The following is a 19,730-nucleotide window of genomic DNA, read 5'->3' as shown; positions in this document are numbered from 1 at the left end:
AAGGTCATTTTGTAAATGTACTTGTATAGTATTAATAGATTTAGATTTCTTGAAAATATTTATATTTATATTTACATTTTATAAATAATTATTCAATTTAAAAAAGTTAATTACTTAACTATTAACATATTGTAGATTTATGCTTTTAGGTCTAGATTTCAAGGTAGATTTAGTTTGAATTCACGTAAAGTTTATTTAATAGTTTATTTATTAGAGTGGATAATAGTTCTACTAAAAAGGAGGAGATTTAATGATTTTAGTAGTTGGTGGTGCTGGCTATATTGGTAGCCATCTAGTAAAAGAATTAATAAAAACTAAGGAAGTTGTAGTTTTGGATAATCTTTCAACTGGTCATCGGTTATCTGTTGATAAGCGTGCAGTTTTTGTGGAAGGTGATTTAGGAAATCTAGAGGTTTTAGAAGAGGTTTTCACAAAGTACTCTATAGAGGCAGTAATGCATTTTGCAGCATATAGTTTAGTTGGGGAATCTGTTACAGTACCCTTAAAATATTACCAAAATAATGTTGCATCTACACTTACTTTATTAGAAGCTATGGTTAAACATAACGTTAAGAAATTCATCTTTTCTTCGACAGCTGCAACTTATGGTATACCAAGTGTAGAAGTTATTACAGAAGATACAAAAACAAATCCTATTAATCCATACGGACATTCAAAGTTAATGATTGAACAAATCTTATCTGATTTTGCAGATGCTTATGGTCTTAAGTATGTAACGTTTCGTTATTTTAATGCTGCAGGAGCACATGAGACAGCAGAAGTTGGTGAAAAACATAATCCAGAAACACATTTAATCCCATTAGTATTACAGCATTTACTAGGTAGAAGAGAGCAAGTTGCAATTTTTGGTACTGACTATAATACTCCAGATGGAACATGTATACGAGACTATATTCATGTTACTGATTTAGCGAATGCACATATTTTAGGTCTTGAAGCCTTACTGGAAGGTAAAGTTTCTACTGCAACCTACAATCTTGGCAATAGTCTCGGTTTCTCTGTAAAAGAAATTATTGAGACATGCGAGAAGGTGACAGGTATAAAAGCTAATATTGTACTAAGTGACCGTCGTGAAGGTGACCCAGCTCAATTAGTTGCTTCGGCTGAAAAAATTTTTAATGAACTTGGCTGGAAGGCAAAGTATCAATTGGAGGAAATTATTCAAAGTGCCTTGAATTGGCATAAAAGTGAATCGTTTTAAAAACTATTTCTGTCCCTACTACCATGGTTTGTAGTAGGGGATATTTTCGATTTTCCACTTTATCATGTTATCCATGATGAAACTTTTTGAACTATGTATCCTCTCCTGTGGCTTTTTAGAGCAATGACTTTCTTGCACTAGGTAACCGTTCCTATCTTAATTTGAAAAATCCGCTAAGTAAAAGGTGCAATTATCAAGTTACATGGTATTACAATTTATCTCATAATTTACGATCATAAGAGAAATCAAAAATGGCATATAAAGCTGAATTTGACATTACGTGAAGGTACAATGGCTATTAATTAATTATTGGATAGAGGACATATGTGATTTTATTTCGTGCTTTTATTTCAAAAATAATCTTCAATTTGAGCAGTTTGAGCCTCTCTCTAAGAATCCAGAAATTACATTACTGTGACTTATTTGCCTCATCCTCAATTATTGAACCAAAACAATAACCGTCTTTTCTCTAGGTAGTAAATGACTTTTTTTAAAACCTCGGGATTCTTACCTTTTATATAATGATCATTAAGATATCAAGTTCATTATACAAATTATTTACTATATATTAATCATTAAAAACTAGACTGTAGTTTTCATTCAAAACAAAAAAGAGGAATTTTTCGCTAGAAATATTAAATGTATTGAAAAAGAAAATTTGTAATTAAATTAAGATAGGTTATTTTTTTAGACGATCTCCTATTTTTATTTCATCAAAGTAAACCTTAGCAGAAGAGTTTATAAAAGGATATCTGTATAAACCTAAACGAAAGTTTGTAGTATTGTTTAAATTTGGATATCCTAATGGACCGTTGTACTTAACAATTTCTTTACCATTTTTCCAAACATTTAAAATTCCGTTTAACCCTCCAGAATCGTCAATACGCATTTCAATCATAAAGTCAATCCAGTTATCTTTTTCAATTGTTTTATTATACTGAACTGTAATATTGTTGTGCTGATATTGTCCGTGCCTTGTTAATATACGCATCTTAAATTCATCAGAGTTTGGTGTTATTTCAAAGGCTATCGGTGGTGATGCCGGAGATCCTTGCCACCACTGTGCGAATAAGTTCCAATCAGTAGGTGGTTTGTAATCTTTAGGAAAGAAAACACTAAATCCAATGAATTTTGTTGAATTGTTCGGAATGTCAATAATCCTTATCTCGCTACGACTATCATTAGGAGGTAAACTAAATAATAAAGATTTGTTTCCCTCACGAGATCTGTCAATATCAACCTTTGTATTAATAGATTTTGTTGAGGAGTGTTGAATTGGAATTGATAGGTCATTGCTTTTTACGTTGTCCCCATCTATCACAGCATTTTCAAAATCAATAGATTGATTAGTTATTATTTCAAGACCATTATTTTTAGTTTGACTTTCTTCATGGGAATTATCCCTTTTAAAGAAGAAAAGTAAAATAATTAGCATTACTATTATGATAGCAAGAATAAAAATTATTTTTCTTTCTAGCAAATTATTCTATCTCCTTTCTTAATAAAATCTAACAATAGTATAACACTTCAAAAATAATTGTTGTTGTAATATATGTGAGATATTCAGTAATGTTTGGTTTGATTTGATAGTCGTGATACATAAGGAAGGTCATATGGTGAATAATAAGGTTTCCTTCACTGTGACGTCCCGAAAAATCTTGTTTCATAACAAAGTTCCACAAATACCCGTAACTATAACGAAACACAGGGACGGTTCCTGCTTCAATAGATGAAATTTACCGATGATCATTAACAGGACACGAAAATGGGTGAGGCATAGTTAACGCAGTTGGGCCTGATTCCAATGGTAAAGTGTACGCTAACATCCAAATCGACGGCACCACCCGTCTACTCACTGGAACCTATACACCTTTAAAAGTGCATTAAGACCATGGATGATGATTCAGATGAATTTCTAATAAAAGAGGGGCATACCGAGATTAAAGAACTATTATATGTGATAATTTAGAAAATAATAAGTTGTCAATGATATTTAGCATGTCGTAGGTTTCAAATTGATAGTTTAAAATATTGACAAGAAAAGATTTTTCTTCCTTTGTCCTACTAATTACTGTATTATACTTATAGTTCAAAAGAAGTAGCTAGGGGGAAGAGAAAATGAAAGAACGATTTAATGAGTTGGATTCTATCAGAGGTCTTGCAGCTTTAACAGTGATCTTCCATCACTATTTATTAATATTTCCCGAAATTGTCCAAGAAACAATGGGTGACAATAGTTATATAGCACTAAATATAGCAAAATACAGTCCTCTGCATATTTTATGGGCGGGACACGAAGCGGTAATAATGTTTTTTTTATTAAGTGGCTTTGTTCTGTCCTTGCCGTTTATTCAAGGGGGAAAAGTAAAGTATACTAAATATTTAATAAAAAGGATTTTTAGGATCTATATTCCCTATATTTTCTCAGTATTTATTGCTGTTTTCTGTTTAATGATGTTTTCAAGAGGAGGGATTGTAAACTTAAGTGATTGGTTTAACTCCAGTTGGAATAAGCCAATAGAATGGAAGTTGTTTTTTGAACATTTCTTACTAATAAATAGCTTTAAAAATGGAGAATTCGACCAAGTTTATTGGTCCCTTGTTCATGAGATGAGAATTTCTATAATCTTTCCTTTTCTTATGATTGCTGTTTTGAAATGGAATTGGAAATACATTTTAGGGTCTAGTCTATTTATTAGCTTATTTGGATTTTTATTAATCCATTTCCTAGGTAACACAATTGATTATTTTCTCACTTTACAGTACCTTTTTATGTTTATAGCAGGAAGTTTATTAGCGAAACATAGAATTCATTTAATAAGTTTATTTACTTCTTTATCAAATCCGATAAAGTATATACTAGTATCGTTAGCAGTCTTGTTTTATACCTTTAAATGGTGGGGGTACAATTTATCTCCTTTATACAATTCCTTTAGTGTTGATGTAGTTATAACTATAGGAGCATCAGTTTTCTTAATAATGTCATTATCATCAAAAAAGGTATCTAAATTTCTTAATCTTAAATCTGTACGATATATGGGTAAAATCTCTTACAGTATTTATTTGTATCACTGTATAGTTTTGTTTAGCTTAATAAATATTTTTTATGGTTCAATTAATATTACTTTGATACTGATTGGCTCATTAATTCTAACACTGTTAGTGGCATCATTAGCTTATAATTTAATTGAAATTCCTTCTATAACACTAGGTAGAAAATTATCTCAAGGAAAGAGTATTAAGCCCAAGGCGGTTGAAAAAGCGAGTTAATGACCTTTATAAAAATGAAAATTTATATAAATAATTGACACAATGAGGTGCTTGTTTTTGATTAAGAAAGTAATAAATCATTTATCTTGGCGGTATAACACTACAGTAATTAAACTGAAAAAAATGCATTTCAGACTTAATTACGGCGAAAGGGTTGACTTACCACCCGACCTCCTTTTTCGCAAAGGATTTAAATTGTTAGTTGAAAAAGAGGGGCGTTTCAAAATAGGGAATGGGTGTTTTTTTAATTTTAATTGCACAATCACATGCTTTGGAGATACGACTATAGGAAATGACTGTATCTTTGGAGAAAATGTTAAATTTTATGACCATAACCATAGATTCAGCGATACTGAAGTTTTAATAAGGAATCAAGGTTATAAAGTCGGATCAATCAAAATAGGGAATAACTGCTGGATTGGTAGTAACGTAACTATTTTGAAAGATATAACTATCGGAGACAATGTAGTAATTGGGGCAAACTGTTTAATTAATAAATCCATTCCTAGCAACACAATTGTAAAACCGAAAAATGAATTAATATTTGAAGAAAAAAGATTGTAACATAGTTCGATTTTGGAGGAAATTCCGAATTAGTGTGTATTGATAAATAATTGAATATGATAGTTTGCAAAATACGTTGGCAAAAAGGGCAATAAGATTTAAACTTGGATCAACTTGAAGATGAAGGAATTCATCGAAGAAGAAAAAATGTTACAAGAATATCGAGAGGAAAAGAAACGCCCATGGCTTGGTGCTTCTTTTTGTTAATGTATGGAATAAATTGAAGAAAAAAAGCAAGAATAATGGAGGGAAATAAAATGTAGGTAAAAGGTCTGTTTTTTATTGATATAAATTCCAATGAGTGAAAAAAGATGATTTTCTACAAAAAATAAGAAACGCCTCAGAAGATCTTGCACAATTATATATAGATTATTGGAGGCGATTTTATATCTAAAAATCGATAGAAGTAAAATTGAACTGACCCATCTAAATGAGACTTAGAAAAAACACTTAAGCAGCTGCCTGTTCTCCAAACTCAATTGGTGACAGGTAGTTTAATTTTGCCTGAATATGTATTTGGTTATAATAATACATGTATTGATTTACTATATACACTACTTTAGAATTAGGTATAGATGCTCTTCTTTGAGTGTTGAATCCTTCCGACTTTAGCGAAGCAGTGAAAGGATTCTATGACGACATTATCATGGTAGTTTCCTTTTCGGGATATGCCTGGATGATGCCTTCTTCTTTAGCTAAATTTTGAAAAGCATTGGTTTTCGTCACAGTGACGCCCCGAAAAATCTCGTTTCACAAGAAGTTCCACAGATTATTAGGGATGGTGCACAGTGACTCCCTGAGATTTGTCGAATTTAGTAGAATGGAGAAAAGGAGAGGTGTCTTTTGGCTTTTAAGAAACTTCCTCTCCCTTGTACTAAGTAATGAATCCCGAAATCACTAAATGCTAATACTCTATTTACACTTCTCCTACATTAAGATCAATCTCATATACTTTTAATTTAAACGATTTTATTCGCTTATTCTTTAAGCCCAAAACATACCTATTTTCAAAAAATGATCCATCTATTGGAGGTCTAAAAACATATCAGCAAAAAGATTGAGCTTAAAGAAACTATTCCTCCCATTCGACCCTAACATTCCCAAAGTGGATATCCCCAACTTAGAACTCATTTATATTGAAAATTTACAAGATATTATCGATATCCTTGCTGGACGACCACCACTTTTAGTTTATACAACCAAAACAATTTTTGAAGAGAATAGGGTAGTTGAAAAGGATTTTAATCAAATTATTGGCCATGAATTTGCGAAACGAGCCCTTGAAATTGTGGCAGCCGGTGAGCATTATGTTATGATGGACGGTCCCCCAGTTGCGGGAAAAGCCTTTTAGCAGAATCCTTCCCAACGATTTTGCCACCTTTGTTACAAGAAGCACAACTCGAGAAAATAAGTTTATATTAGTTAGCAGGCGCACCTTACAACTCATTTACTATTCCTCCCTACCGTCATCCTCACCATTCTGCTTCTGCTGTGTCCATCATTGGTGGTGGAACCAACCCAAAGCCTGGTTAAGTGTCTTTAGCTCATCAAAGGGTCCTTTTTTTAGATGAGTTAGGGGAGTTCTCGAAAAAAACATTAGATATGTTAAGGCAGCTCCTAGAAAATGCAAAAGTAACAATTAGCTGTGTTCATTCCACTGTGACATATCCCGCGAAATTTATTTTTATCGCAGCGATGAACCCTTGTCCATGTGGATATTTCTGTTCTGACCGTCAATATTGTACATGTTGTTTATTGCAAAATAAAAGTGCAGAGCTTTGCAAGGAAAAACTGCAAAGCCCTGCACTAATTTTATGTGCATAAAAAAAGACTTGGTAAAGGGCCAAGGGGACTCCCTCTGTCCCCTTCAAATTCCACTATTCTTCCTCAAATTTATCCGAACTATTTATCTCTTTATTTTGCGAAGGAAATAATGGATGATATTCAATTAAGAGTAAATTATACTAGTCTATTCGATAAATACTTACAAAAATTTGCGCAAATTTACATGAGTTTACATAAAATTTAAACAGGATTAATAGTACTTGTCTATACTAATTTTAATGATAACAAATGATAATAATAGATAAAAATGAACTATTAATTTGTTTCATCAGGAGAGAAAAATTCATAAGTAGGGAAGGATGTAAAAAATGACAATAAAGAAAAGATTTAAAAATGCAGCTGTACTTTTAGGATCTTTATTTGTATTGGCGGCATGTGGCAATGGGGCTGAATCAAGTTCTGGAAGCTCAGAAACACCTACATCTGATAACAGTACTGAATCTAGTAGTTCAGAAGAAACATTAGTGGTTTATACTAACTCAAACAGTGACGGCCGTGGTGAGTGGGTTGTTGAAAAAGCGGCTGAGGCAGGCTTTGCTATTGAAATTGTTGGTGCTGGTGGCGGCGACGTTACGAACCGTTTGATATCTGAAAAAGCAAATCCGGTAGCAGATGTTGTTTTTGGTTTAAATCACATGTTCTATGAGCAATTACAAGATGAAGATGCATTAATTCCATATGAGCCTGATTGGGCTGGTGAAATTGAAGAAGGTATAAACGATCCAGATGGTTATTACAATGGTTTAGTAAAGCAAGCCCTAATTCTATCTTTTAATCCTGAATTCGTTGATAAAGCAAATGCACCTGAAAGTTATCTTGACTTAGCTAATAATGAGGAATATGCAGGTATTTATCAGGCACGTGATGATTTAGGTGCTGCTACTTCAAAGGTTATTGTTGCAAGTATCTTATCCCAATTTGAGGATCCAGAAGGTGAATTAGGTATTTCTGATGAAGGTTGGGAAACAATCGATCGTTACTTTGAAAATGGCGTTCAAATTCCTGAAGGTGAAGATTACTTCTCAATGTTTTCATCTGGTGACGCACCTATTGGTACGATGATTTCTGGTGAATTGGCAGCTAAAACAGAACAATATGGAGCTGAACCCACTTTTATCCATCCAGAAGCAGGAACACCTCAGGTTGTTGAAAGTATCGGAATTGTTAATGGAACAGAACAAGAAGAACTAGCACAAGAATTTGTCGATTGGTTTGGTTCGGCTGAAGTACAAGGTGCTTTTGCGGCTGAATTTAATGCGATGCCTGCTAATATAGAAGCACAAGAACAAGTGACGGATTTCCAAAAGGAAGTTTTTGCAGACGTTGTATCACAAGATATTGACTGGGCATTTGTTACAGAAAATATTGACGCTTGGGTAGAAAAATTAGAATTAGAAATCTTCTAATTTATTATTGTCGCAAAATTCCAAAATATAATTTCATAACAGGATTGAAATAATGGTAGAATTACCAGTTGTTTCAATCCTGTTTTACTTAATAATAGACAGCATCTAAGGGAGAGGGATTTTATGATTACCTTTAAAAATATCACCATCAAATTTGACGATTTTGTAGCCGCGAAGAATTTAAATTTTCAAGTTAAGGATGGTGAATTCTTCACATTTTTAGGACCTTCCGGATGTGGCAAAACAACTACTTTACGATCGTTAGTTGGTTTTATTCATCCTGCAGCAGGAAGAATCTATGTAGACAAAAATGATATTACGGATTTACCAACCGAAAAACGTGATATCAAAATGGTTTTTCAAAGTTATGCGCTTTTTCCTACGATGACAGTATATGAAAATATAGCCTTTGGACCTAAGGTGAATAAGGCGAATAAAAATGATATTAAGCAAAGAGTTCACGAAATTGCAAAAAAAGTAGATCTTAATGAAAAGCAATTAAATAAAAAGGTCTCAGAATTATCAGGTGGTCAACAACAACGAGTCGCCATTGCTAGAGCACTTATCAATAAACCGAGCATTTTGGTATTAGACGAACCTTTATCAAATCTAGATGCCAAGCTAAGAAAGCAATTGCGAAATGAGTTAAAAAGTTTACAAAAAAACTTTGGTATTACAACAATCTATGTTACCCATGATCAAGAAGAAGCCCTAACATTGTCTGACCGGATTGCTGTATTTAATGATGGCGAAATTGAACAAATTGGTACACCAGAGGAGATTTATGAACATTCTGCTACCAAGTTCGTATGTAATTTCATTGGGGATAATAATCAACTTACACCACTGGTCAATAAATACCCTCAAAAGTTTAATCAACTCAAACTGGATGAACATACAGAATTTTATTCTCGAATTGAAAAATTAAAAGTTTTTTCAGCAGGGCAACCTTTTCAATTAACAGAAGATGAAATTTCGTTTGAAGGGGAATTGATTGATTCCGAATATTATGGAATTTACACGAAGTATTCCATAAAAGTTGAAAATATCGTTATTCGTACGATTTTAACGGAAAATATTCCAGTTGATTCCATTCAAAGTCAAAAAGTAACAGTCGTCCTTAACCAGAAAAATATTTTACAGTATGCATAGGAGAAGGTTGGAGATGAAAATTTTAAAGAATAAAACCAATAAGTTTAATCCAGTAACTATTATTTTATCCTTATTTATTATGTGGTTTATTTTCGCATTTTTGGTTTTCCCTAATGTTAATACAATTTATGAAACCTTTTTTGGAACCGGTACATTTTCACTTGAACCAGTTCAAAAGCTTTTAGGTTCCGAACGAGCAGTTGAAAGTATTTTGAATAGTATTATTTTAGCGATCATTTTGGTTTTTACAGTAAATATTATCGGCGTTTCTCTAGTTTTAATCATTCATTATTTTGATATTAAAGGTTCTAGAATTATAAAGTTCAGCTACTACACTACCCTTATTTATAGTGGAGTTGCTCTAAATTATGGTTATAAATTAGTTTATGGTGAAAACAGTCTGCTTACGAAGTTTTTGCTTCAAGTTAACCCGAATTTGAATGAAAGCTGGTTTAGTGGTTTATTTGCTGTAGCTTTTGTCATGACTTTTGCATGTACGTCTAATCATGTATTGTTTTTATCTAGCGCGTTAAAGAACGTAGATTATCAAACCATTGAGGCTTCTAAAAACTTAGGGGCATCACAAATAACAATCCTTAAAAATGTAGTGTTGCCAACCTTGAAACCAACTCTCTTTGCCTTAACGATCCTTACCTTTTTAGCAGGACTGGCAGCTACTTCAGCACCATTAGTGTTTGGCGGTGATGATTTTGAAACGATAACCCCTATGATTTTAACGTTTGCTAATAGTTCTAGCTCTAAAGATTTAGCAACCGTGCTTGCATTGATTTTAGGGATTGTTACGATAATTGTTTTATCTTTTATGTTGCGTTCCGAGGAAAAAGGTAATTATATATCAATTTCTAAAACAAAAACGAGTTTAAAAAAGCAAAAGATTGAAAATAAAACGGTTAATATTATCGTTCATATAGCTGCTTACTTATTGTTTATTATCTATATGATGCCTGTACTAACAATTATCGTATATTCCCTTACTGATTCATTAGCTATTTCATCAGGAGTCATTAATATAGATAGTTTAACTTTTAATAATTATTTGCTAACCTTTTCGAGCGTAGAATCACTGCAACCTTATTTAATATCCTTAGGCTACGGACTTACAGCTTCTTTTTTAGTTGTTGTTTTTTGTTTATTATGCTCCTACCTTATGAAAAAATATCAAAATCGATTTACAAAATGGCTAGATTACCTCTTAATGATTCCTTGGTTTCTGCCATCAACATTAATTGCAGTAGGGTTAACGGTAACCTTTAATAAGAGCCAGTGGGTATTGTTTAATCAATTCTTGACAGGGACACTTTGGCTGCTGTTAATTGGTTATATTGTTGCTAATATACCTTTCACATTACGTATTACCAAATCTGCCTTTTTCGGCATCAATAATGAAATTGATGAGGCTGCAAAAAACTTAGGTGCAAATCCTTTCTATACGTTTGTAAAAGTATTATTGCCAATTATCATTCCCTCTATATTAGGTGTCTTTGCTTTAAACTTTATCGGCATTCTGCCAGATTATGATTTAACTGTTTTTCTTTACCATCCTTTATATGAACCTTTAGGTATCACAATTATGAATGCTACAGGTAATTCTGCTACAGCAGATACCAAGGCTTTGAGTTTAGTTTATACCGTCATTTTAATGGTCATTAATACAATTATATTAACGTTAGTATATGGTAATTTAAGTTTTAATAGAAGAAAGAATGGTGGATATGAATAATTTTAGAATTGCTACTTATAACATCCGGATGGAAACACCATCTGATCATGATGATCTTTGGACAAATCGTAAAGCAGATGTCATGAAAATCATTCAAGATTATGATTTTGATATTGTCGGGTTGCAAGAAGTTAAGGGGAGTCAACTAAACGATATAAAGGAATTAACAGATTATGATTATTTTGGATTTGGCAGATCAAATGATGAAGCCAATGAATATAATACAATTTTATATAAAAAGGCAAAATTCAATAAGTTGGAATCAGGTACATTTTGGCTGTCAGAAACGCTTAAATACGCAGAAAAGCCTAAAAGATGGGATGCTGATTGTTCCAGAATTTGTACTTGGGGTCAATTTAGTCTAAAAACAACAGGAAAAGTGTTTTATGTTTTTAATACACATTTTGATCATATGAGTGAAGATGCTCGCTATCATTCGGCGGGAATTTTACTAAATAAACTCTCTAGTATAGGTTCAGACACCCCATTTTTTTTAACAGGTGATTTTAATGGCAATAATAATGAACGCTTTTATCAACTATTAATTTCTAAGCTAGTGAATGTTGTTGAACAGTCACCGCATCATATTGGCCCAAAAGTAACTTGCACAGGGAGCGGTTTTAATCATGAGCTTAGTTGGGAGAAGTACCAATGCATTGACTATATCTTTACAAATGCATTTTCCAAGATTGTTAAAACAATGGTCATTACTGATCAATTTAACCGTCGTTATCCTTCAGACCACTTCCCTGTGTGCTTGGATACAATTTTGTGAGGGAGGGACAAGAGGGACAGTGAGGAAACACGTGGACGGTTCCTGTGCTTCTTTAGGTGATACAGATGCCTCGTGGACCTAAGGTAATGTCATAGTGACCACCCGAAATTTGTCGAAGATTTATAAAATAAAAGAAAAGGAGAGTAATCATTTTTTGATCAGCTCTCCTTTTCTTGGTATAAATAGGTAATGTCACAGTGACCACCCGAGATTTGTCGAATGGTTGAGAGGTAGTTTTGTTATGGGTGTGTTAAAATAAGTATATAGTACCTAAAGCTCCTGTTTTATCCTCAGATTCTATTCTTATATTCTTTCTCTTTTCAATACATTCTATCAATTTCATATTTATTCCCTTTTATCTTTTTATATAATAACCTAGCAAGGAGGTTTTTTAATTGACCGTAAAAATTTCAAGTATTGGCTTAAGAGGACTTGAGGGTTACCGTGTACAGGTGGAGGTACAAGTTTCGGCGGGAAAGGAGTCGATGGTGATTGTTGGGTTGCCGGATGCGTCTGTGAAGGAGTCAAAGGAGAGAGTGTTATCAGCGGTCCGTACGCTGAACTGTGATGTAACCGACCAAAAAATCGTCGTGAACTTATCTCCATCTGAACAAAAGAAAAATGGGCCCTTTTTTGATCTAGCAATGGCAATCGGAGTACTAAAGGATATGGGAGAGTTCAAAGGGGAAATTCCGGAAGATTCCGTGTTTATTGGTGTTTTGTCATTAGACGGAACGGTAGAGAAGGTAGAAGGCATGCTTCCAGCGCTTATTGCAGCCAAGACTTTAGGGTTCATGAGAGTTTATTTGCCATATGATCCATTGCTTCCGGTAGAGATGCTTGAAGGATTGGAATGTATAGTGATTCAACATATTAATGAAGTGCTACAGCATCTAGACGGACAAGGTATTCTTCCACTCCATGACTTTATGTCATCACAAACAACAATGGAACTGACAGAGTCTACATATAAACATTCGAAGGATTTCTGTCATATCATTGGTCATGAACAAGCAAAAGAGGCATTGGAAATTGCAGCGGCTGGTGAACATAATGTCTTGATGAGCGGCCCTCCAGGTTGTGGGAAAAGTCTTTTAGCTGAAACGTTTCCTTCCATTTTACCCCCTTTAACTAAAGAAGCGCAGCTTGAAGTGATCAGCCTTTATCAGTTAGCGAAAGAACAGTATCTTTCACCACAAATCGCACCATATCGAAGCCCACATCACTCTGCATCATCTGTTGCCATTATAGGCGGTGGTTCATATCCGAAACCAGGAGAAATATCACTTGCTCATCGTGGTGTTTTGTTTCTGGACGAAATGGCAGAGTTCCAGAAGAAAACATTGGATATGCTAAGACAGCCGCTAGAAGCAGGGAAGGTCACGATTAGTCGATCACACTCTACGGTTAAGTATCCATCCTCTTTTATCCTCATTGCGGCCATGAATCCCTGTCCATGTGGATTTCTAGGTACCAGTACCCACTATTGCACGTGCACAGCCAAACAAATCCAATCGTACAAAAATAGAATTTCGGGTCCTGTTTATGATCGAATTGATATTCTGCTTTTTTTACAATCGGTCAATTTGAATCAACCGGTGAAAAAAGTAATATGTTCTGCTGATATTCGCGAAAAAGTAGAGCAGGCTCGAGAAAGGCAATATGAGAGATATCAGGAGCAAGTTTGTAACGCGAAAATTCCATTTGAAACATTAATGAAAACAAGTCCTTTAAAGGAACATCAGCTCGGCATGATTAGACAGGTGGCATCGAAACAGCAATGGAGCAACCGCGTTCAAATCAAAATCATTCGGTTGGCTCGAACGATTTCTGATTTAGAAGGAAGTCGAGAGATCACAGATGAATCGATTTGGAAAGGGATCACATTACGTCGTGAGCATCACCGCAAAGCACAGATAAAGGCAGGGGAAAGATAATGCCATACAAGAAAAGAATCTGGATTCCGAATCGATTTTACCATGTCGTTTGTCGTGGAAATCGCCGTGATCCGCTTTTTCGTTCCCATACCGATTTTCAAGCACTCTTTCATATCCTCGAACAGCTCCATCAGAAATATCCATTTGAACTTGCCTCCTACTGCTTTATGACGAACCATTTCCATCTACAGATTCGATCACAAGAGGTACCTCTTTCTAAAGTGATGTCACTTCTCAATAAGCGGTATGCAAATTATTATAATACTCGTTATCGGTTGACTGGCCATGTGTTTGAAAAACGTTTTTATGACAAATTAATAGAAGACAAAGAGGGGATGCTTGAGGTAAGCCGTTATATTCATTTAAATCCTGTCGAGGCAAAGATGGTAAAGAAGCCGGAATTCTATCAATGGAGCAGTTTTTATTTCTTTAAGGATGATCGTTATATTCCCCCATGTTTTTTGAATGTCAATCATATACTTGATTTTTATCTTGGGGAGACGGAGGAAAGAAGGGGGAAATATTGTGCGTCTGTAATATCACAGTGACCACTCGATATTTGTCGAGGATTATTAGAATTTTATTAATTAAATTTACAAAATTTCTTTATTTGACTACCGCTTTTAAGCGAATGGAGATCCTAAGCAGGTGTTAATACACTTGCTCTTTTAATTTTAGTATCAATAAACCCTAATTTTTAGTGTTATGATTAGAATTGGTTAAGGAGGCTATCAAATATGGAGACAATTATTTTTGACGTAGATGATACATTATATGACCAAGCACTTTCTTTTCATAAGACATTTAGAAAAATGTTTGAGGGGCCGTTTACAGATGAAGAGATGGATCAAATTTATAGAGTTAGTCGAAAGTATAGTGAAATTCTATTTGATCAAAGTGAAGCCGGTGAAATCACCCAATTTGAATGGCAGACTGGGCGTATTACCTCTGCATGTAACGAGTTTAATATTCCGATTGATACATAAAAAGCCGTTTCATTTCAACACCTTTATGTGGAGGAACAACAGAAAATCATCTTATTTGATGAAGTGAAAGAATTATTAGAAACTCTTTACAAGGATGGGAAACAGCTTGCAATTCTTACGAATGGGGAGGAAAAGCACCAGTCGAAGAAGATTGAGCAGTTAGAGCTTACTAGGTGGATTTCCGCAGAAAACATCTTTATATCTGGAACACACGGATATGCTAAACCAAAACGAGAAATCTTTGAGATTATGGAAGAAAAACTGGGGCTTGATAAAATAAAAACGGTTTATATCGGGGACTCTTTTGAAAAAGATGTTGTCGGGGCAAAACAAGTTGGGTGGCAGGCAATCTGGATGAATCATCGTAAAAGGTCTTTACCTGAAAACGCTGCTTTTAAGCCGGATCAAGAAGTATATAGTGCAAAAGAGCTTTTGAATGTGTTTGTTGGTAAGTAGAAAGGACGTGGTTCAATGGGTAATCTCTCAGTGACCACCCGAAATTTGTCGAAGATTTATATAATTAAAGAAAAGGAGAGTCAGTCATATAAATTAAATGATTGCCTCCCTTTCATTTATATATTTACTTATGTTTGCAGTTAAAGTTCATTTAAGTGCTTTTTTAGCTGTTAATCTTTTAAATTGTTCTTTCGCTTCGGCTAAGTAATCTTTAAAAGGTGGCTTATCTTGGCATATAGTAGCGATTGCATTTTCATCAAATTTAAGGATTTCTAGTTCTATTACATCACCATTTTTATTTACTTTATGTAGAACTCTGCGCGAATTAATATTTAGTGACCCGTTGTCATTCTTCAAGCTCATCTATTTCCCTCCTTAATAGTTTCCACTCTATTTATAGATAAATCATATAATTGTAAGAAATATCAAAGTTTGCTTCAATCCACTTATTGGGTTTTACTGAATTTATTTCAAGGAAATCTTTCGAATAATGGTTGGTAAGGTAAAAGAACAGCACTTAACCAAAGGGCTGACATTAAAGCGATTTGTCAGCCCTAAAAGGCTTTATTATACAAGTGCAATTTCCGTTACATTACGGTCAATAACTCTTGCACCTTTCTTTGATACAAATTCTCCATCAGTTGAAATAAAAATATTAGCTGCTAAGATTTGATCCATTGCTGCATTTAGGGCAGTTTGATCAACTGGTTCTACTGGAGAATCCACACTGATTTTCACTGTTTTCCCTGCTGTGTTTAAAAATTGAAGCTCTAATGTTTTCGCCATTTTTTTCCCTCCTTTCCTTCCTCATTTGGTTTGTTTTCCTTTAAACGATGTTACGCATCAATTTGATTTGTGTCATTACGCTCAACGAATGTTAGTGTTTCTGATTGTAAGCTTGCAATCGCTTGTGCTGCTTGAAGCAATTGGTCAGGTGTTGCTGATGTTTTGACGTTGTTGTAGTTTTTACGTTTATAGATGTCTTTGCCATTCTCGTCCACTCCCATGTTAAACACTAGGCTTAATTGAGAATCTAATAATGTTGCAACTGCCATGCTCTCACCTCCTTTCACCCTTTATATATAGAGAAAGGGTAGGTAGAGTAGCGTAGTATTTCTATTTTTTTATAAATAATGGATGTACTAGCTTATGTTGCTAACTTCTGGTCTTACTTGATTCCCAAAAGAACCTCAATAGAATGCTTCTTGAGTTTAGCAATCGCATCCCTACGCCATGCTTTAACTGCAGATATTGACACCCCTTCATCCTTTGCAACTTCACTTGGTGTTTTATTTTTAATACAGTAGGCTTTTAACCATTTGCTTTGATTTGAAGTCAAAAGGGAGGCAATACTTTCAATATTAGAATTTGATAGTAGAAGTTTAAAATCATCTTCGCTTGTTTTTTTTTGGGGCGTAAAGAACAAGAGCAGATGATCCGTCTCTTGCTTTTTCCTTTCATTCGTAAGTGCTGTTTTCATTCGACCCATGATATATGAATAAACATAAGACTTAAATTCCCCTTTTTCTTCATTAAAACGTAATGAAGCCTCCCATAATGCAATACAGCCAATTTGATAAAATTCCTGTTCATCTTTGTAAATCGCTAGTTTTTTAATCATGTGATAAATCATTGGTTCAAATTGTTCATGCAGCTTCTCAAATATCTCATCTTCATACATATAAGAATCCTTTTTAAGAATGCATTCTTACGTATTCCGCGGTAATTTGAGAATATCAGTCTATTATTAGTTGAAACACTTTGCATATGGCGAAGTTGGCGATGACTATTAACCTATTAAAGGTTTTAAGGGCTTAGAGATAACAGGCATATTAATAGAAAGTTAATTAGGAAGATGGGTTTATTATGGTATTTTCGGATAATGTACCTGACCTCCAGCAATGTAAAGTCTGTAAGTGAGTAGTTATACCGTCGCTGAGAAGATAAGAACAGTTACAGTAATAAAAGTACTATAAAGATCAGTTAAAATGATGTAAAAGGAATTCCCGAAATGATTCTTGGTGAAAAGTCATAAACAATATTTAATTTATATACGCTAAACTAATCAGTTTACAAATATACAAAAATCATTTATGGTAAAAATAGACTATTTTAATAGAGTAGATTAAGTGAATTGGAGAATGGAATAATGAAGCAATTATTATTAAGAGTAGCATTATTAACTTGCGTAGTACTCTGTTGGTATTGCGAAGAAGCTTCTGCGGCGCCAGTCTGGGCATCTAAATGTAGTTTATATGGTGAATTGCAGCAAATTGAAAATCCTTCTTTTCAGCATTTAAATTGTTTGTTGACGAATGCTGCTATAAATGAGGATATACCTCCTGAAGTTGTAAAAGCAGTGGTTACACAAGAAAGTAGTGGATGGAAACAATTTGAAAATGGTGAGCCAATCATCTCTGAAGATGGTGGAATCGGGCTTATGCAAATTACCAATACACAAGAAGGGTATGATAAAGAGAAATTAAAATATGATATCTACTATAATATTGAGGCAGGCGTCGAAATTCTTAGTAGCATGTACACTCGAAATGATCTTCCTACGATAATTGGGGCAGGAAGAAAGGAAATAGAAAACTGGTATTTCCCTGTTATGGCTTACAATGGTACAAAGCCTGTTAACAGTCCCCTTTACCAGGAAACTGGGGATGAAAATACAGGTGCCTACCAAGAAAAAGTTTTTACACATATTGAAGAAGATAGTTTCTTAGAGGGTACGAAATTAGCTCAGTACCCCTTTAAAACAACTGATTTTAAATATGAAACTGACAGCGATGACAATATTGTATTTCTGAAGAAGGAGTATACACTAACTGATCCATTGCATCAATCTAATTACCATTTTAAAGCAGGAGACAATGTTATTGTAACAAGAGATGAGGTAAGGTTAAGACAACAACCTGGTGGGGACAATATTGTCAGTGAATTAGCAAGGAATACAAGCCTGGTCATAAAAGGAAATTTTACGTATGATCAATCTGAAGATAGTAAAAACCAGTTTGTATGGTACCCAGTCAGTACGGAGGACCAATCGTTAGTAGGGTATGTTTCTTCCTCTTATCTTATGGAAGCCGTTCATATCGATAAAATTGATACGAATGTAAGTAGCCCTCAAGAAGTGAATAAAGCGATAAATATTTCAGTTGTTGCAACAGGTGGTACAGAAAAATTATACAAGTTCTTCTTAAATGACGGAACAGGCTGGAAAGTGCTGAGGGATTACTCGACAAATAATGTGTATGAATGGGTGCCTGAAAAAGCAGGGGATTACCAGGTATCCGTATATGTTAAGGATCGAAATTCAACAAAAGAACAAGATGATTTTAAAATAACCAATTTTAAAATCACTGAACCAATCATTACATCAGTAAAGCTGAATAGCGTGACAACAAACCTATCATCTCCACAACAAGTAAATAAGGAAATACAGATAAATGCAGAAGCAACGGGTGGAACAGAGAAGCTATATAAATTCTATCTATATGATGGAACAGGGTGGAAAGTCCTAAGAGATTACTCAACAAATAATGTATTTAAGTGGGTACCAGTAAAATCAGGAGACTATCAAATATCCGTCTATGTAAAGGATCGGAATTCAACAAAAGAACAAGATGATTTTAAGATAATACCATATAAAGTCACGGAACCAATCATCAAACCAGTAGAAATAAATAGCGTGACAACAAACCTATTATCTCCGCAACAAGTAAATAAGGAAATACAGATAAATGCAGAAGCAACGGGTGGAACAGAGAAGCTATATAAATTCTATCTACATGATGGAACAGGGTGGAAAGTCCTAAGAGATTACTCGACAGATAATGTATATAAATGGGTACCAGCAAAACCAGGGGACTACCAAGTATCCGTCTATGTAAAAGATCGGAATTCAACAAAAGAACAAGATGATTTTAAATTAATCACTTTTAAAATCACTGAACCAATCATTACATCAGTAAAACTGAATAGCGTGACAACGAGCCTATCATCTCCACAACAAGTAAATAAGGAAATACAAATAAATGCAGAAGCGACGGGTGGAACAGAGAAGCTATATAAATTCTATTTACATGATGGAACAGGGTGGAAAGTCCTAAGAGATTACTCGACAAATAATGTATATAAATGGGTGCCAACAAAACCGGGGGACTACCAAGTATCCGTATATGTAAAGGATCGAAATTCAACAAAAGAACCAGATGATTTTAAAGTGATTAACTACTCGATTCAAAATTAGTATGTTTTTAAAAAGTTGAACAAATCCTATTTAGCTTAAAGGATCAAGACATTTTAGTCTTCGATCCTTTTTATTTTCAATTTTATGAAACACATTGGTATTTGTTCTCAAATTGACATTG

General features: G+C 34.1%; 18 protein-coding genes and 2 pseudogenes. 14 read left to right on the top strand and 6 right to left on the bottom strand.

Translation table 11 applies throughout. The annotated features are described in order from the left end of the window. The first annotated feature begins 250 nt into the window (after positions 1–250). Entirely contained in the window at positions 251–1,222 is a 972-nt protein-coding gene (gene galE, locus HUW50_RS07535; RefSeq protein WP_066328857.1) for a UDP-glucose 4-epimerase GalE, read from the top strand. A gap of 679 nt (positions 1,223–1,901) precedes the next feature. Here galE and HUW50_RS07530 read toward each other — a convergent pair. Continuing rightward, positions 1,902–2,702: a heparin lyase I family protein gene (locus HUW50_RS07530; protein ID WP_066328862.1), complete on the bottom strand. Its 801-nt coding sequence runs from the start codon at positions 2,700–2,702 to the stop codon at positions 1,902–1,904. Positions 2,703–3,340: 638 nt separating this feature from the next. On the opposite strand from HUW50_RS07530, the gene HUW50_RS07525 reads away from it, so the two are divergent. Continuing rightward, complete coding sequence (locus HUW50_RS07525) at positions 3,341–4,492, top strand: acyltransferase family protein (RefSeq protein WP_066328864.1); 1,152 nt, start codon at positions 3,341–3,343, stop codon at positions 4,490–4,492. A gap of 57 nt (positions 4,493–4,549) precedes the next feature. Further along, complete coding sequence (locus HUW50_RS07520; protein WP_185653805.1) at positions 4,550–5,056, top strand: acyltransferase; 507 nt, start codon at positions 4,550–4,552, stop codon at positions 5,054–5,056. 450 nt (positions 5,057–5,506) lie between these two features. On the opposite strand, the pseudogene HUW50_RS27490 reads toward HUW50_RS07520, so the two are convergent. Further along, positions 5,507–5,659, bottom strand: a pseudogene (locus HUW50_RS27490) (IS3 family transposase); the annotation flags it as partial. Between the two features lie 454 nt (positions 5,660–6,113). Here HUW50_RS27490 and HUW50_RS07515 point away from each other — a divergent pair. The 10 genes and pseudogenes from HUW50_RS07515 to HUW50_RS26985 all read left to right on the top strand — a co-directional run bounded on the left by HUW50_RS07515 (position 6,114) and on the right by HUW50_RS26985 (position 15,354). Next, positions 6,114–6,407, top strand: a complete 294-nt coding sequence (locus HUW50_RS07515; RefSeq protein ID WP_066328868.1) for an ATP-binding protein — start codon at positions 6,114–6,116, stop codon at positions 6,405–6,407. A gap of 140 nt (positions 6,408–6,547) precedes the next feature. Next, positions 6,548–6,880, top strand: a pseudogene (locus HUW50_RS26995) (ATP-binding protein). 329 nt (positions 6,881–7,209) lie between these two features. Further along, positions 7,210–8,307: an extracellular solute-binding protein gene (locus HUW50_RS07500; RefSeq protein WP_066328871.1), complete on the top strand. Its 1,098-nt coding sequence runs from the start codon at positions 7,210–7,212 to the stop codon at positions 8,305–8,307. A gap of 123 nt (positions 8,308–8,430) precedes the next feature. Continuing rightward, positions 8,431–9,459: an ABC transporter ATP-binding protein gene (locus HUW50_RS07495; protein WP_066328873.1), complete on the top strand. Its 1,029-nt coding sequence runs from the start codon at positions 8,431–8,433 to the stop codon at positions 9,457–9,459. Between the two features lie 13 nt (positions 9,460–9,472). Further along, positions 9,473–11,200, top strand: a complete 1,728-nt coding sequence (locus HUW50_RS07490) for an ABC transporter permease (RefSeq protein ID WP_066328875.1) — start codon at positions 9,473–9,475, stop codon at positions 11,198–11,200. Continuing rightward, complete coding sequence (locus HUW50_RS07485; protein ID WP_066328887.1) at positions 11,193–11,975, top strand: endonuclease/exonuclease/phosphatase family protein; 783 nt, start codon at positions 11,193–11,195, stop codon at positions 11,973–11,975. Before HUW50_RS07490 ends, HUW50_RS07485 begins: the two co-directional genes overlap by 8 nt. A 395-nt stretch (positions 11,976–12,370) precedes the next feature. Continuing rightward, the gene (locus tag HUW50_RS07480; RefSeq protein ID WP_066328889.1) at positions 12,371–13,912 is read left to right on the top strand and encodes a YifB family Mg chelatase-like AAA ATPase; all 1,542 of its coding nucleotides are present in this window, start codon (positions 12,371–12,373) and stop codon (positions 13,910–13,912) included. Beyond that, positions 13,912–14,460 (top strand): transposase, encoded by a 549-nt coding sequence (locus HUW50_RS07475; protein ID WP_066328891.1) that lies wholly within the window; start codon positions 13,912–13,914, stop codon positions 14,458–14,460. The genes HUW50_RS07480 and HUW50_RS07475 overlap by 1 nt, the downstream gene beginning before the upstream one ends. A 189-nt stretch (positions 14,461–14,649) precedes the next feature. Then, positions 14,650–14,898 carry an HAD family hydrolase gene (locus HUW50_RS26990; RefSeq protein WP_232328990.1) on the top strand — a complete coding sequence of 83 codons (249 nt, stop codon included), beginning with the start codon at positions 14,650–14,652 and terminating at the stop codon, positions 14,896–14,898. Positions 14,899–14,925: 27 nt separating this feature from the next. Then, the gene (locus HUW50_RS26985; protein ID WP_232328991.1) at positions 14,926–15,354 is read left to right on the top strand and encodes an HAD family hydrolase; all 429 of its coding nucleotides are present in this window, start codon (positions 14,926–14,928) and stop codon (positions 15,352–15,354) included. Positions 15,355–15,501: 147 nt separating this feature from the next. Here HUW50_RS26985 and HUW50_RS07465 read toward each other — a convergent pair whose 3' ends face one another. The 4 genes from HUW50_RS07465 to HUW50_RS07450 all read right to left on the bottom strand — a co-directional run bounded on the left by HUW50_RS07465 (position 15,502) and on the right by HUW50_RS07450 (position 17,035). After that, positions 15,502–15,717 carry a hypothetical protein gene (locus tag HUW50_RS07465; protein ID WP_066328893.1) on the bottom strand — a complete coding sequence of 72 codons (216 nt, stop codon included), beginning with the start codon at positions 15,715–15,717 and terminating at the stop codon, positions 15,502–15,504. 204 nt (positions 15,718–15,921) lie between these two features. Further along, complete coding sequence (locus tag HUW50_RS07460) at positions 15,922–16,140, bottom strand: DUF2922 domain-containing protein (RefSeq protein ID WP_066328898.1); 219 nt, start codon at positions 16,138–16,140, stop codon at positions 15,922–15,924. A gap of 50 nt (positions 16,141–16,190) precedes the next feature. Beyond that, positions 16,191–16,409 carry a DUF1659 domain-containing protein gene (locus HUW50_RS07455; RefSeq protein WP_066328899.1) on the bottom strand — a complete coding sequence of 73 codons (219 nt, stop codon included), beginning with the start codon at positions 16,407–16,409 and terminating at the stop codon, positions 16,191–16,193. Positions 16,410–16,522: 113 nt separating this feature from the next. Further along, positions 16,523–17,035, bottom strand: coding sequence for a sigma-70 family RNA polymerase sigma factor (locus tag HUW50_RS07450; protein WP_066328901.1), 513 nt, complete (start codon positions 17,033–17,035; stop codon positions 16,523–16,525). A 468-nt stretch (positions 17,036–17,503) separates the two neighbouring features. Here HUW50_RS07450 and HUW50_RS07445 point away from each other — a divergent pair, with 468 nt between their 5' ends. Beyond that, positions 17,504–19,609 (top strand): triple tyrosine motif-containing protein, encoded by a 2,106-nt coding sequence (locus tag HUW50_RS07445; RefSeq protein WP_066328904.1) that lies wholly within the window; start codon positions 17,504–17,506, stop codon positions 19,607–19,609. The last annotated feature ends 121 nt before the right edge of the window (positions 19,610–19,730 follow it).

The organism is Metabacillus sp. KUDC1714, assembly GCF_014217835.1.
GTDB lineage: Bacteria > Bacillota > Bacilli > Bacillales > Bacillaceae > Metabacillus > Metabacillus rhizosphaerae.
The sequence above is the reverse complement of the archived record's forward strand: the minus strand, read 5'-3'. Positions and strand labels throughout refer to the sequence as shown.